This is a genomic window from Mycolicibacterium neoaurum, assembly GCF_036946495.1.
GTDB lineage: Bacteria > Actinomycetota > Actinomycetes > Mycobacteriales > Mycobacteriaceae > Mycobacterium > Mycobacterium neoaurum_B.
The window spans coordinates 566,438-581,494 of sequence record NZ_JAQIIX010000001.1 but is presented as its reverse complement, the minus strand read 5'-3'; the positions used below and the strand labels follow the sequence as shown (position 1 = coordinate 581,494).

11 protein-coding genes are annotated in these 15,057 nt (G+C 65.3%); 2 read left to right on the top strand and 9 right to left on the bottom strand.

Annotated elements, in window-relative coordinates:
- Nucleotides 1-47 precede the first annotated feature (47 nt).
- The 4 genes from PGN27_RS02640 to PGN27_RS02625 form a co-directional block, all read right to left on the bottom strand.
- Complete coding sequence (locus PGN27_RS02640) at nt 48-521, bottom strand: OsmC family protein (protein ID WP_418888547.1); 474 nt, start codon at nt 519-521, stop codon at nt 48-50.
- Nucleotides 518-1,534, bottom strand: a complete 1,017-nt coding sequence (locus PGN27_RS02635; RefSeq protein ID WP_335325202.1) for an LLM class flavin-dependent oxidoreductase — start codon at nt 1,532-1,534, stop codon at nt 518-520. The genes PGN27_RS02640 and PGN27_RS02635 overlap by 4 nt, the downstream gene beginning before the upstream one ends.
- A gap of 73 nt (nt 1,535-1,607) precedes the next feature.
- Complete coding sequence (lon, locus tag PGN27_RS02630; protein ID WP_335324695.1) at nt 1,608-3,944, bottom strand: endopeptidase La; 2,337 nt, start codon at nt 3,942-3,944, stop codon at nt 1,608-1,610.
- A gap of 66 nt (nt 3,945-4,010) precedes the next feature.
- Nucleotides 4,011-4,697, bottom strand: coding sequence for a VC0807 family protein (locus tag PGN27_RS02625; RefSeq protein ID WP_335324694.1), 687 nt, complete (start codon nt 4,695-4,697; stop codon nt 4,011-4,013).
- A gap of 197 nt (nt 4,698-4,894) precedes the next feature.
- Between PGN27_RS02625 and PGN27_RS02620 the strand changes: the two genes are divergently transcribed.
- Nucleotides 4,895-6,667, top strand: a complete 1,773-nt coding sequence (locus PGN27_RS02620) for a BCCT family transporter (RefSeq protein ID WP_335324693.1) — start codon at nt 4,895-4,897, stop codon at nt 6,665-6,667.
- A gap of 498 nt (nt 6,668-7,165) precedes the next feature.
- Here PGN27_RS02620 and PGN27_RS02615 read toward each other — a convergent pair whose 3' ends face one another.
- The 3 genes from PGN27_RS02615 to PGN27_RS02605 form a co-directional block, all read right to left on the bottom strand.
- A complete protein-coding gene (locus PGN27_RS02615; protein ID WP_036462141.1) occupies nt 7,166-8,161 on the bottom strand; it encodes an esterase family protein in 996 nt (331 codons plus the stop codon).
- A 185-nt stretch (nt 8,162-8,346) separates the two neighbouring features.
- Nucleotides 8,347-9,747 carry a mechanosensitive ion channel domain-containing protein gene (locus tag PGN27_RS02610; RefSeq protein ID WP_335324692.1) on the bottom strand — a complete coding sequence of 467 codons (1,401 nt, stop codon included), beginning with the start codon at nt 9,745-9,747 and terminating at the stop codon, nt 8,347-8,349.
- On the bottom strand, nt 9,744-11,906 hold the full coding sequence (locus PGN27_RS02605) for an adenylate/guanylate cyclase domain-containing protein (RefSeq protein WP_418888517.1): 2,163 nt from the start codon (nt 11,904-11,906) through the stop codon (nt 9,744-9,746). Before PGN27_RS02605 ends, PGN27_RS02610 begins: the two co-directional genes overlap by 4 nt.
- Before the next feature lie 77 nt (nt 11,907-11,983).
- On the opposite strand from PGN27_RS02605, the gene PGN27_RS02600 reads away from it, so the two are divergent.
- A complete protein-coding gene (locus PGN27_RS02600) occupies nt 11,984-13,306 on the top strand; it encodes an NAD(P)/FAD-dependent oxidoreductase (RefSeq protein WP_335324690.1) in 1,323 nt (440 codons plus the stop codon).
- On the opposite strand, the gene PGN27_RS02595 is transcribed toward PGN27_RS02600, so the two are convergent.
- On the bottom strand, nt 13,297-14,574 hold the full coding sequence (locus PGN27_RS02595; RefSeq protein ID WP_335324689.1) for an alpha-amylase family glycosyl hydrolase: 1,278 nt from the start codon (nt 14,572-14,574) through the stop codon (nt 13,297-13,299). The genes PGN27_RS02600 and PGN27_RS02595 overlap by 10 nt on opposite strands.
- Nucleotides 14,571-15,050 carry a nucleoside deaminase gene (locus PGN27_RS02590; RefSeq protein WP_335324688.1) on the bottom strand — a complete coding sequence of 160 codons (480 nt, stop codon included), beginning with the start codon at nt 15,048-15,050 and terminating at the stop codon, nt 14,571-14,573. The genes PGN27_RS02595 and PGN27_RS02590 overlap by 4 nt, the downstream gene beginning before the upstream one ends.
- Nucleotides 15,051-15,057 lie beyond the last annotated feature (7 nt).

The following is a 15,057-nucleotide window of genomic DNA, read 5'->3' as shown; positions in this document are numbered from 1 at the left end:
CAGTGCAGGTCCACCCGGACGGTCAGCAGGTCTGTCATGCCGAGATCCTACGCAGCGCCGGGCTCACAGCGGACGTCGAAATTCACCGAATTCGCGATGAAGCACAGGTGATGGGCCCGCTCATGGATCGCGGACAACGCATCGAGGTGTCGGGGATCATCGACCCGCACCTCCGGTCGCAGCACCACCTCGGTGAAATGCCCACCGCTATCCTCGGTTTCGGCCATCGTGCCCGACGGGTGGTCACTGTATTCGGTGACGACGATGCCCTCCTGCGCACACAGCGCGAGAAACCACAGCATGTGGCACTGGGACAGGGACGCGACCAATAGCTCCTCGGGATTCCACCGCTGCGGATCACCGCGGAAGGACGGATCCGCGCTGCCGGGAATCGTCGGCTTGCCGGCCCCGCTGATTTCATGTGCGCGCTCGTACGCACGGTAACCACTGGTGCCGGTTCCGGTGTTACCGGTCCAGGTGATGTCCAGTTCGTAGCGGTGCGTCTTGCCGGCCATGCTCATACGGTAGGGGTCCACCCGAGCGCAGGTCCCAGGTGGGCGGCCAGGTCGCTGATGATCTGGGTGTAGTCGGCCGGCTCGAAGGTGAACGGCAGTGCGAAGGTCACCTCGTCGGCGCGCTGAAATCCTGCGTGCTCATGGAGCAGGTCGGCGAGTTCGCTGGAGGGGCCGACATAATCGGGCGAGAACAGCATGCCGCGCGGACCTTGGGGTCTCTTGGTCCGCTCGAAGCGGCCCGCGGCGTAGTCCCGATAGCGGCGCACCTGTTCATCGGTGGCGCTGTCAGTCGGGATGACCACCAAACCCTGTGAAACCCTCGGGTTTCCGGTGTGCGCGGCCCGGTAGGCGTCGATGTGCTCGGCCTGGATGGTGGCGAAGTCCCTGGAATCGGTTCCCTCGATCGAGACAACGGAGCTGGTCAGATAGTTCAGACCATGGTGGCCGGCCCAGATGGCCGAATCCCGGCCACCCCCGTACCAGATCCGTTCGACCAGGCCAGGGGAGTACGGTTGGACGTAATCGGTGAACTGCTCGACGCCGACGGTGCCGGAGAAGTCGCTGACCGGGTCACCGCGTAGCGCACGCACCAGGCGCAGCACCCGTTCCTTGGAGAAGTCCTCCCGGTCGTGGGTGTCCGGGTACAGCGCCGTCTTGTAGTGCTCGTAGAGCATCGGGGTTCCCACCGACACGCCGGGATTGACGCGACCACCGGACAGCAGGTCGACGGTGGCCAGGTCCTCGGCCAGCCGTAGTGGGTTTTCCAGGCCCAGCGGGATCACCGCGGTACCGAGTTCGATGCGGGAGGTGCGCTGGGTGGCGGCCGCCATGATCGCAACGGGTGAGGAGATGCCGGGTTGTAGGTGCCGACACCGCAGCCAGACGCTGTCGAACCCGAGTTGCTCGGCGAGCTCGATGACCTGAAGGGTTTCCTCCAGACCTGGACGCGGATCGGCCGCGTCGAACCGACCGATGGTCAAGAATCCGAGCTTGCGCAGCGGTTCACCGCGTCGAGGCATCATCCTTCTTCCTGCCGAGCGTGCGTGTCTGTTGGCTGAGTGTCAGGACCTACAAACACGCACGCTCGTCAGGTTATGCCGCGACCGTGGCCGTCGCGCCTTCTGCGGCCGGCTCCAACGCCAGCGCAATGATCTGGGCGACATCGGTCATCGGCCGGACATCGAGCGCTGCCAGAACCTCCTCGGGGACCTCGTCGAGATCGGGTTCGTTGCGCTGCGGGATGAAGACGGTCTTCAGCCCGGCCCGTTGGGCGGCAAGCAGTTTCTGCTTCACACCGCCGATGGGCAGCACCCGACCGTTCAGCGTCACCTCGCCGGTCATGCCCACGTCACCGCGGACCTGCCGTCCGGTGGCCATGGAGACCAGGGCTGTCACCATCGTCACGCCTGCCGACGGGCCGTCCTTGGGCACCGCACCCGCGGGCACGTGCACGTGGATCTGCCGGTCCAGCGCCGTCGGATCGACGCCGAGCTGCTCGGCATGGGCACGCACGTACGACAGCGCGATCTGCGCCGACTCCTTCATCACGTCGCCGAGCTGACCGGTCAGCTTGAGACCCGATTCACCGTCGACCGCGCCGGCCTCGATGTAGAGCACATCGCCACCGAGTCCGGTCACGGCCAGACCTGTTGCCACGCCTGGCACCGCGGTCCGCTCGTCGGAGTCCGGAGTGAACCGCGGACGGCCAAGGTAGCCAACCAGATCTGGCTCATCGAGGGTCAATGCCTCGTCAGAGTCAGCCAGCTTGGTGGTCGCCTTGCGCAACGCCTTGGCCAGCAGCCGCTCGAACTGCCGCACCCCCGGTTCGCGGGTGTAGTCCGCGGCGATCTTGCGCAGTGCCGCGTCGGTGACAGTCACCTCCTCGGCGGTCAGTGCCGCGCGGTCGCGCTGCCGGGGCAGCAGGTAATCCCGCGCGATGGCCACCTTGTCGTCCTCGGTGTAGCCGTCGATCTGGATCAACTCCATGCGGTCCAGCAGCGCCGACGGGATGTTCTCGATGACGTTGGCCGTCGCCAGGAACACCACATCGCTCAGGTCCAGGTCCAGCTCCAGGTAGTGGTCGCGGAACGTGTGGTTCTGCGCGGGATCCAGGACCTCGAGCAGTGCCGAGGACGGGTCGCCCCGATAGTCGGAGCCGACCTTGTCGATCTCGTCGAGCAGCACGACGGGGTTCATCGAGCCGGCCTCGCCGATGGCCCGCACGATGCGGCCGGGCAGTGCGCCGACGTAGGTGCGCCGGTGCCCGCGGATCTCGGCCTCGTCGCGCACACCGCCGAGGGCGACGCGAACGAACTTGCGGCCCAACGCCCGCGCCACCGACTCACCCAGCGAGGTCTTGCCGACCCCGGGCGGACCGGCCAGCACCATCACCGCACCGGAGCCTCGCCCGCCCACGACGGACATGTGCCGTTGGGCGCGCCGCGCCCGGACCGCCAGGTACTCGACGATGCGGTCCTTGACGTCTTCCAGGCCGTGGTGGTCGGCGTCGAGGATTTCGCGGGCCGCTTTCAGATCGGCCGAGTCCTCGGTCGTGACATTCCACGGCAGGTCCAGCACGGTGTCCAGCCAGGTGCGGATCCAGCCGCCCTCGGGACTCTGATCGCTGGAGCGTTCCAGCTTGCCGACCTCACGCAATGCGGCCTCGCGGACCTTCTCCGGCAGCTCGGCTGCCTCCACGCGGGCCCGGTAATCGTCGTCGCCCTCCTGGCCGTCGGGACCCAGCTCGCCCAGTTCCTTGCGGATCGCGGCCAACTGTTGGCGCAGCAGGAATTCCTTCTGCTGCTTGTCCATACCGGCCCGGACGTCCTCGGCGATCTTGTCGTTGACCTCGACCTCGGCCAGGTGCTCGCCCGTCCATTCGATCAACAGACGGAGCCGACGCTCGACATCGGCGGTCTCCAGTAGCTCACGCTTCTGCACATCGGTCAGGTATGAGGCGTAGCCGGCCGTATCTGCCAGCGCGGACGGGTCGGTGATCTTGTTGACGACGTCGACGATCTGCCAGGCCTCGCGGCGTTGCAGCATGGCCAGCAGTAGTTTCTTGTATTCGGCGGCCAGGGCCTTGGTCGCCGCGGAGACTTCTGAATCGGCGATCGACTCGACCTCGACCCACAGCGCGGCGCCGGGCCCGGTGGTACCGGAGCCGATGTGCGCGCGGGTCTCGCCCTTGACGACGGCGGCCGCGCCGCCGCCGGGAACCCGACCCACCTGCACGATCGAGGCGAGTACCCCGTAGGTGGGGTAGCGGTCATCCAGGCGCGGTGCGATGAGCAGCTTGCCGGTCTCGGTGGCCTGCGCGGCATCGACCGCGGCGCGGGCGGCCTCGTCGAGCTCGATGGGCACCACCATGCCGGGCAGCACGATCGGCTCGCTGATGAACAGGACCGGGACTGCGATGGCTTCAGACATCAAACCTCCAAAGTTGATTCTGATGCACTCAACCCAGGGCGGTCTCTGGTTGTTCCCGGCGCACCGTCACTGCGCTGAGGGCGAACACGAGGGTGGCGGTGCCGGGAGATCGGCGGAGGAAACCGCCGACTCGACCATGAGCTGCCAGCGCGCCCGCGCCCGCTTGGCGACGATGAGCGTCACCAGGATCAGCAATGCGATCACGGCCAGCGACACGGCGGTGTTCAGTCCCTTCCCGACGTCGACCGAGAAGGAGAAGATGATGCCCAAGCTGATGAGCGTGCCGCCGAGAAGCCCGACTCCCCATACTGCGGAGAGCAGAACGTGCACCCGATGCTTGAAGGCCGCCTCGCCGGGTTCGGGGGAGCTGTCGTCATCCTCGACGCGCTCGGCGACAACCTGGGTCAAGGGCTTACCGATCACGCAGCTGCCCAGGAAGATCAGCGCCCCGATGCCGCCGACCAGCGTGTCGCCCACCATCAACATCCGGGCATCCGATGTCGCCAGTCCGACGGCCAGGCTCAGTCCGAAGTTGAGCATCAGGTAGCCGGCGAACGGGTCCAACCGGCGCGCGCGGATCGCGTCGTAGCCGACCTTGACACCGGCCAGCAGCGTCGCGGTGAGCAGGGCCAGATATTCGGACACCCCCGCGGATCGCAAACCGTAGTAGGCGACCAGCGGCGGGGCGACGTCCAGCAGTATGCCGCGCAGAACCGGACCCGACGACCGTCGTGTCGTATGCCCCTCGGTCACATGCCGACATTATGGCCCGAAGCTGACAATCCGCTGCGTGGGGAGGCGTCGGGGTGATGAGTTTCAGCTGCTCCCGGTTGAACGAGCATCGCTGCACGAGATGAAGGTATGGTCAGTCCCCGCGGGCCGCGAGTCCGCCCATGGCCAGATTCGACTGGCGCACGTGAGTTGAGTGAAGACGATGACGAGGTTGGTCGATGCCCAAGGGTTCGCTGTCTGTGATGTCTGAGGCGTTCCGCGCCCTGAAACCACAGGTGTTCATCCCCTCCTCGGTACTCATCATCGGTCTGATCGTCTTCTCGGTGGTTTTCTCGGCCACCGCCGAAGGTGCCTTCGCCGAACTCAACAAAGCCATCACGTCCGGGGTCGGGTGGTGGTACATCTTGGTCACCACGGGCTTCGTGCTGTTTGCCATCTACTGCGGGGCGTCGCGGATCGGCACGATCAGGCTCGGGGCCGACGACGAGGAACCCGAGTTCACGTTCATCGCGTGGCTGGCGATGCTGTTCAGCGCGGGCATGGGTATCGGCCTGGTCTTCTACGGCGTCGCTGAGCCGCTGACCCATTACGTCGATCCACCCGCATCGCTGGGTGTCGACGGTGCCACCGCGCCCGCAGCGAATCAGGCGCTGTCGCTGACGCTGTTCCACTGGGGTCTGCACGCCTGGGCGATCTATGTCGTTGTCGGCCTTGGCATGGCCTACATGACCTACCGTCGCCAGCGCCCGCTCTCGGTGCGGTGGCTGCTGGAGCCGCTCATCGGCAAGAATCGCGTCGAGGGACCTATCGGCCATGCGGTCGACGTGGTGGCCGTCGTGGGCACCCTGTTCGGCGTGGCCACATCGCTGGGGTTCGGGATCACCCAGATCGGTGCCGGACTGCAGTATCTGGGTTGGATCGAACTGGACAACACCTGGACGCTGGTGCTCATCGCGGTGATCACGGCGATGGCCACATTCTCTGTGGTCAGCGGCGTCGCCAAGGGTATGCAGTGGCTGTCCAACATCAACATGGCACTGGCGGCGGCGTTGGCCCTGTTCGTCATCGCCCTGGGGCCGACGCTCTTCTTGTTACAGGCATGGGTGCAGAACCTCGGCGGGTACGCCCAGGCGCTGCCACAGCTTTCCCTGCGCACCGGACCATTCAGCGACGGCAGCTGGCTGGGATCGTGGACCATCTTCTACTGGGGCTGGTGGATCAGCTGGGCGCCGTTCGTCGGCATGTTCATCGCACGTATCTCCCGCGGTCGCACCATCCGCGAATTCGTCACCACGGTGCTGCTGGTGCCGACGGTGATCGGTTCCTTGTGGTTCACCATCTTCGGCGACTCGGCGATTCTGCGGCAGCGCACGGATGGCGACATGGTGGTCGACGGCGCCGTCGACTCGAATACCTCGCTGTTCCAATTGTTGTCGACGCTGCCCTGGCCCACCATCACCGGTGTGGCTGCGGTGCTCGTGATCATGTTCTTCTTCATCACGTCGTCGGACTCGGGTTCGCTTGTCATCGACATCCTGTGCTCGGGTGGAGACTTGGATCCGCCGAAGGCCACCCGGGTCTACTGGTCGGTGCTTGAAGGCGTGGCGGCGGCGGTTCTGTTGTTGGTCGGTGGAGCGGGATCTCTCACCGCTCTACAGACGGCGTCGATCGCCACCGCGGCACCGTTTTCCTTGGTGATGGTGGCAGCGTGTGTGGCGATGTTGCGGGCCTTCCGGTACGACCTGGCCACTACACCGCGGCTTTTGCATGTCACTGCACCCGACCTGCCTGCGTCGCACCGCCGCCATGACGTGTCGGCAACCATGGCCGGATTGGTTGCGGTACGTACGATCACGCCGGCGGACTGGGAGATTCACCCGGCGACCGGAGAACTCTCGATCAGTGAACCGATAGATCCGCTCGCCGATGGTGAGGTGACCCCGGGCGCGGACCCATCTCAGGAGCAGTGCCCGACGGAAGAGGCGCGCTGAGGCCGCTGAGCTCGCCCTCCGATGCGGCTGTACTACAGCAACCTGAGATGAAGGTGCGGTCACTCATCGACTGAATCGGTCGGCGCAATTGTGTCCTCTAGGAGAGTCCCTCGGTCGACGACAGCAACGAGGCCCTCAACTCGGTCACGCGAACAGCGCTTTCGTTCCGACGTACCCGGAGCATGGCAGTGCTGTATGCGATTCCGGGAGCGTTCGGAGCCCTGCCCCACATTGAGCTTATTGCGTTGGCGCGCAAGCTGTCCCAGCTGCCGCCCTGATGCTGCTGGTGTCTCATGGGTACCACTCAACGCGTTACCCGGTGGCGAAAGCAACCGATTTTTCGCCGGCACACAACCGTGAGAGTGACGTTTCTGCGCAATCCAGGACTTGGAAAGCGCAGAAACGTCACTCTCGACGAACAGATACAAAGCAGGGAGCCTGCCGTTCGGGGGGTACGGCAGGCTCCCTGGGTCTTGGGTGTGTCGGGTCAGTCCGTCATCATGCGACGGCCTGGGCTCCCAGCACACGCTGGATATCAGGCTTCATCATCTGAAGCTGCTGGCCCCAGTAGCCCCAGCTGTGGGTGCCCTGTGACGGGAAGTTGAATACACCGTTGGTCCCGCCGGCGGCGACGTACTTGTCCCGGAAGCTGACATTGGTCCGCAGGGTGAAGCCCTCCAGGAACTGCGCGGCCATCAGGTTGCCGGTGTTGGCGCCGACGTCGAGGTCCGACGGGGTGCCGGTGCCGCAGTAGATCCAGATGCGCGTGTTGTTGGCGACCAACTGGTTGATGTTGACCATCGGGTCGTTGCGCTTCCACGCCGGATCCGAGGACGGGCCCCACATGCTCTCGGCATTGAAGCCGCCGGCATCGTTCATGGCCAGGCCGATCAGCATCGGCCACCAACCCTCGGACGGGTTGAGGAAGCCGGAAAGCGATGCGGCATAGATGAACTGCTGCGGGTGGTGGATCGCGTAGTTCAGCGATGCGCTACCGGCCATCGACAGGCCGACCACGGCGTTGCCGGTGCGTGACACGCCCTTGACGGTCTCCAGGTAGGTGGGCAGCTCCTGGGTCAGGAAGGTCTCCCACTTGTAGGTGTAGTTCTGCCCGTTGCCCTTCGAGGGCTGGTACCAGTCCGCGTAGAAGCTGGACTGGCCGCCGACCGGCATGATGGTGGACAGACCGGACTGGTAGTACCACTCGAACGCCGGGGTGTTGATATCCCAGCCGTTGTAGTCATCCTGGGCGCGCAGACCGTCGAGCAGATAGACCGCGTGCGGTCCGCCGCCCTGGAACTGCACCCGGATGTTGCGGTTCATCGACTGGGAGAACACGTCGAGGTACTCGACGGGCAGTCCGGGCCGAGAGAACGCACCAGCAGTCGCCGAACCCCCGGCGAAACCGATCAGCCCGGGCAGCGCCAGCATCGACGCGGCAACCACCGCCAGTCTGCGTAGCCATCCGCCACGGATTTTCCTGATGGTCTTCATAACGGCAACAAACCCACCTTTCGTGTCCAAGCAATCGCCGTTGCTTTCTTCGATGGGTAGTTCAACACGCGCCACTTGCGTCACACGCGTACCAGCGCGGCGTGGTGTATCGCGGTTGGGCAACGATTACGACTCGACGTCGAGACCAGACACGTCGCACTGCGCGAGGCTGGTCCCGGGCAGATTCAGTCGGCGGCTGACAATGCGTCGCGCATACTTATCCGTCGATCCTCGATGATGCGCCCGATCTCCTGCAGCAACAGGGGATTTCGCATCACCAGATCCTCGACGTGGCTGCGTCCGATTTGTAGGACGGCTACCTCTTCGAGAGCGCGGGCGTCGGCGCGGACAGGTTCTCGGGTGAGCGTCGTCTGGCCGAGGAAGTCACCCTGTTCCAGGGTGGCGACCGCAACGACGACTCCATCCGCGCGTGGCGCGTGCAACTGCACCCGGCCCTCGAGGATGAACGCCATCTGGTGGGGGACTTGCCCGCGGGACTGCACCAGTTCATCGGCACCATAGCGTGTCACCCGGGCGTGCTCGACGATCCCGTCCAGCTCACTGTGATGCAGACGCAGGGTGACCGCCACTGCCTGTAGTGCCTCACCGACGCGCGCGGCGGTGCTGAACTCGTCGGTGCGCTCGTCGAGATGCAACCCCGCGCGCCGGGAGGCGTACCAGACCCAGCGCAGGAACGTCGCCTTGGCCGCGCCGTCGTCGGCGGGGCTGCGGACCGGGATCGACGTGCGGTACTCCAGTCCACCGATCGGCACGGCTTTCGGACTGGCTCCGCTACGCAACTGCGGCAGCGTCGCGGCCACTTCGGTGAGCATCGCGCAGACTTCGTCGGGCGCGTCCTCGGTGCTGAACACACTGATGACCGAGATGCTGTGCTGGCCTGCAGGTCGGCTCAGGTTGGTGAACGATGCGGCGGCCAGCACCGAGTTGGGCATGATCTGCAGCCCGCCACCACCGGTGTCGACGTGGGTGGCCCGCCAATTGACCTCGACGATGCGACCCCGTGCCGACGGCGTGTCGAGCCAGTCGCCCAGTTTGAAGGGTTGTTCGAACAGCAGGAGCAGGCCGGAGACGATCTGGCCGACCGAATTCTGCAGGGCCAGGCCGAGAACGATCGACGTGACGCCCAGCGCTGTGAACAAGCCGCCGACATTGGCGCCCCACACGAAGGACAGGATCATGGCCAGACCCACCGCGATCAGCGCGAGGCGTGCCACGTCGAGGAAGATCGACGGAATGCGCTGGCGCCATGAGCCGTCGGGGGCGTCCTGGAACAACGCGGCATTGAACCCCGATAACAGCAGGATCAGGACCACAAAACCGAAAACGGTCGCGATGATGCGCACACCTGTGGCTTCGGCCGATATCTCGGTGGCCTCGGTGAGCAAGAGCAACAGTGCCCCGATCGGCACCACATAGTTGCGAACCAGGCCGACCGCGGGGGTGAGCGCGCTGCCACGCCGGGCCAGCGCGTTACGTAACTCGGTGAGTATCACCAGGGTGACCGGCAGGCCGACAGACACCCCGACGGCCCACAAGAACCACGGGGCGTCGAACAGTCCGTTCACGAGCGCTGCTCGGTCAAGCGCCATACCGGTTCGCCGACGCCACCGTCTTCGACAGTGGTGAAAGTGCGGCTGCCGTCCATCACGTCGTGCACGCGCGCCGTGACGTAGATCCCGGGCTGCGACGAGCCACTCTGCATACTGTTCGCGAGATCCACGGTGGCGCCCCACATGTCGTAGGCCAGGCTGGACTTGCCGATCAGGCCACTGGTGACCGTGCCCGTGTCGATACCGGCGCGCAGGGTCAAGCTGTGGCCGGTCTCGGCGTTGAAGCGGTCGACGATGCGCTGCATCTCGACCGCGAAGTCCACGGTGCGGCGCACATTGTCCAACCTGGGTGTGGTCAAACCGCAGCTCGCCAGGTAACCATCGTGCAGGGTGCGTACCTTCTCGACGCCGAGATCCTCTGCTGCCGCGTCGAACTGGCGGATCAGATGGTTGACCAACGAAAGTCCTTCGTCGGCGCTTAGCTCGGCGGAGAGCTCGTCCAGACCGGTGATGCCGGCGAAGATCACCGTGACGTCCTGATGGTCCTGAGCGATGGTCTCCTCCCCGTCGCGGTAGCGCGCGGCGACCGGCTCTGGCATCAGCGACAACAACAAGCGGTCGTTCTCCCTGCGTTGCTCGTTGAGCAGATCTTCCTTGATCGCCAGATTGCGGCTCATTGCGTTGAAGGCGACCGTCAGGTCACCGAACTCGTCCTTGGACTGCACAGGTACGGTGACGCCGTAGTCACCGGAACTGATCTGGCGGGCTCCCGACTCCAAGCGCCGGATGGGTCTGGTGAACAGCCGCGCCAACAGCATCGAGGCGATCGACACGATGAAAACGATGGCCGCTGTCGACAGCACCAGTGTCCGCGTGAAGGTGGCAACCGGGGCGAACGCCTCGGAGGTGTCGATGTTGGCGACCATCACCCAGTCCAGGCCCGGTAGGTCCACCGGTCCGTACGCCTGCAGCGATTCATTACCTAGGTAATCGATTTCGACGATGGTTCCGGTCTGTCCGCGTTGGGCCCGTCGAGTGGCCTCGTCCGCCACTGGCTGGATGAGGACATTGGTGTTGTTGCGCAGCGACTGATCGGCGACATCCGGAGGCGTACCGGCATCTACCACCCGAGTGCGGAACGCGTCACGGTCCTCTTCGAAGAGCCGCGAGTTGGACCGCATCGTCCCGTCGGGTCCGATGAGGAAGGTCTCACCGGTGCTACCCATACCGGCCTGTTCCCAATCTCGGTCCATCGTCATGACCCGGTTGACGCCGATGGTGGGAAACTGCAATGCCAGCACCCCGTCGATCTGCCCGCCGGAACCGATCGGCGACATGAACCATGCCGTGGGCTCGGCGGTCGGCTGGTAGTAGGCGAAGTCCGTGACACCGACATAGTCGACGACGTTGGACTCCAACGCGGACCGGTATGCCGCCGTGAGCTTGCCGTCCCGATAGGGCCCGGTCAGAATGTTCGTCCCGAGATCGGGTCCCTTGTAGGCCGTGTAGATGACGTTGCCTTGAGTATCCAATAACAGCGCATCTTCGAATCGGAACCGATGCACGATCTGGCGGAAGAAGTCGTTGAAGCGGGCGTTGGCCGCCGACCATCGGCTGCCGTCACCGGCATCGTCGTTCCGCAGGGCGGCATCCCAGTCGTCGAAGGGCGCGGTGTAGTAGGCCTGTAGGTACTTCTGTGCCGGAGAGGTGGGAAGTAGGCCGCTGATATCGATGTCCTGCCCCGTCGCCTCGGTGGTTTCCTTGGCGAACTGATCCCGGTAGTAGACGTCGAGCGCGCGGTCCTGCGCGGGGGTGGTCGTGGCGGTGCCGAGCTCGTCGAATCCCGCTTTGTACTCGCGCGCTGCTTCGTGTGCCGTGGAGCCGCGGGTGTAGATCACCAGCGATTCGCGCAGATAGCGGTACTCGGCCTCCAACTGGCGGGTCTGTGACGAGAGGATCTCGTTGAGCCGGTTGAAGGCTGCGTCGCGCAGCGAGGTACGCCCGGACTGATACCCGATATAGCCGATCACTGCGGCGGACAGAATGCTGGTCGCCAGCAGCATGATCAACAATTTGGACTGGATGCTCATCCGCGACAGAGCACTTCGCCTGCGGCGCTTGTGGTTGTCGGAAGCGGGCCCGGGCTGTGATGCTGCTTCGCTGGTGATCGCCATCAACCGGTGAGCGTAGCCGTCTGTGGCGGATTGCACGCGCGGGTTGACGAAGTGGCCTGGCGACTAGCCTGGCATGGGTGAACAACGGACGCACCAGGGTGCTCATCATCGGGGGCGGATTCGGCGGCCTGTTCTGCGCCCGCAGGCTCGGGCGCACGGGCGCATCGGTCACCCTGCTCGATCGTGCGGCGGGGCATATCTTCCAGCCGCTGCTCTATCAATGCGCCACCGGAACGCTGAGCATCGGACAGATCAGCCACTCGCTGCGTGAGGAGCTTTCGAGATACTCCAATGTGCGCACCCTGCTCGGCGAGGCGGTGCAGTTGGATCCGGATGCAAAGACCGTGACGGCGCTGCGGCCCGATGAGTCCACCTACACGCTGGATTACGACGTCCTGGTGATCGCGGCTGGCATGCAGCAGTCCTATTTCGGTAACGAGCGTTTCGCCGAGTGGGCACCGGGGATGAAGACACTCGATGACGCGCTGTGCATCCGGCAGCGGTTGTTCACCGCATTCGAGATCGCCGAGACGCTGCCCGCCGGTCGCGAGCGGGACAGCTGGCTGACCTTCGCCGTCGCCGGCGGCGGGCCGACCGGGGTCGAGATCGCCGGCCAGATCCGCGAAGTCGCCACGCGGACGCTGGCCAACGAATTCCACAGCATCCAACCCGAGGACGCCAGGGTGCTGCTCTTCGACGGTGGTGACCGGGTCTTGAAGTCGTTCGCCCCGGGCTTGACCGATAGGGCCACCCGCACCCTGCAGGCGCTCGGTGTCGAGTTGCACATGGGCGTGCACGTCACCGATGTCGGCCGCGACGGCGTGACGGTGACGCCCAAGTCCGGCGGACCGGGTCAGCATTATGAGGCAAGGACGGTCCTGTGGACCGCCGGGGTGGAGGCAGTGCCGTTCGCCCGGCACGCCGCGCACGTCCTGGGCGCCGAGACCGATCGGTCCGGTCGAATCGACGTCCAACCGGATCTGTCGGTGCCTGGTCATCCGGAGGTCTTCGTCATCGGCGATCTGGCCGGGGGCGACTATCCCGGTGTGGCCGAGAACGCGATGCAGGGCGGCCTGCACGTCGCCTCGTGCGTGCGTCGTGAGCTGGCCGGTAAACCACGCCGCAGATACCGGTACCGCGATCTCGGCTCGGCGGCATACATCAGCCGCGGCAATGCGCTGCTCCAGGTCGGCCCCGTGAAGCTCTCGGGTCGACTGGGCTGGATGGCATGGGGCTTCATCCACATCGCGTTCCTGACCGGTGTGCACAATCGGATCAGCACGGTGCTGACATGGATGGCGGCCATCGGGCGCGACGAGCGCGAGCACCGGACGTTCATGCTCGGCGATCGCGGTATGCCCGAACAGCCCTACACCTGGACCAAGAACGATCAGCCGTAGTCGACGATCACCCAGCCGTGCGGGGGCACGACGAGTTCGTCGACCGGTTCGGCAGGCGGGGCCCCGGAACCCGCGACCACCCGCCCGGTGCCGGGCAACCCGGCCGTCAACGGGGCGTCGTCGACGTTGAGGGCCACCACCAATGCCCGGTCGTCGGCGGCGACGCGGTAGGCATAACCGGTGTTGGTCAGGCTCAGTGATTCGGTACGGGCGTTGTGCAGCCACGGGTTCCGCCGACGCAGGCCGATCAGGTACTGGTAAAGGCGCGTCATGTCATCGGGCGGGATCGGCGGCGTCGCGAACTCGGGGCGGATCGCGTCGTCGCCGCCGACGCGTTCTTCCTTGACGCCACGCCAGGCCCACTCGTCACCGGCATAGACGCTCGGTGTGCCTCCGGTGGTCAGCAGCAGCACGAGGGCATGCTCGAGATGCCGGGGATCATCGATGCGACTGGCGATCCTGGTCACATCGTGGTTGCCGATGAACGTCAGCGGCACAAAGGACTCGAGAAAGTCGTTGTGCCGCTGCAGAGCCCAGTCGAGTTCATGGAAGTTCTTGTCGTTCAGGGCACTCCAGACGGCCTTCCACAATTCGTACTGGGTGACCGAGTCGTAACCGGCAGCGTTCACCTGCGCTGGGTAGTCGCCGTGGATGACTTCGCCGAGGAACCAGGCGTCGCGATGGCGACGACGAACCTGCGGTAGGACCTGCCGCCAGAATCCCGGATCGACCGCGTAGGCGGCATCGAGGCGCCAGCCGTCGGCGCCGCGATCGAGCCAGTGGTTCATGATCTCGACGGTGTGTGCCACGACCTCGGGATTACCGTGGTTGAGCGCGATCAATTCGCCGTGGCCCTCGAAGGTGTCGAAACCCCCGGAGCCATGCCGGAACCAATCCTTCGGGCCGCCCTCGACCGCGTCGCGATAGCGTGGGTGGTCGGTGCCGACATGGTTGAACACACCGTCGAGCAACACCCTGAGACCACGGCGACGGCATTCGGAGATGAGTCGGTCGAAATCGGCATCGGTGCCCAGGCGTGGATCGATGCGGAAGTGATCGGTGGTGTCGTAACCGTGGGTCCGGGAACTGAACACCGGTCCCAGCGCCAGGCCGGAGGCGCCCAGTTCCAGCGCGTGATCGAGCCAGTCGATGATCCTCAGCAGCCGGTGCTCGTCGGCCGTCGGAGCATCTGCGGGAAACGCGCCGACGAACCCGAGGGGATAGATCTGCCACCAGATGACGTGGCGTACCCAGTCGGGATCGCTCATGGTCGGAACGCCCGCTCGTAGAGATCGCGCATCTCGTCGCGCAGTTGCGTTGCGGGGCCGTCGACTACGAGCCCGGGCGCGACGGTGGTGATGGGGAGCGGCGCGACCGGCGCCGGGGGAGCGCCCCACTCGTCGCGCCATTGACTGAGCTGTTGGGCCGATGTCGCGTAGACGATGCGCCCGAGGCCCACCCATGCATGTGCGGCCGAACACATGGCGCAGTGTTCACCTGAGGTGTAGACCGTGGCGCCCGCGCGTTGTTCGGGTGCGAGGTGCTCTGCGGCCCATCGGGCAATGGCGAACTCGGGGTGCTCGGTGGCGTCACCGTTGCTCACGCGATTGTGATCGGCGAACAGGATGTCACCTGCTTCGTCGACCAAGAGCGAGCCGAAGGGCTCGTCGCCGACCTTCAGAGCGTCGCGTGCCAGTCCGACACACCGCCGAAGGAATTCCAGGTCCGCGTCGGTGATCGCCACGCGGGCG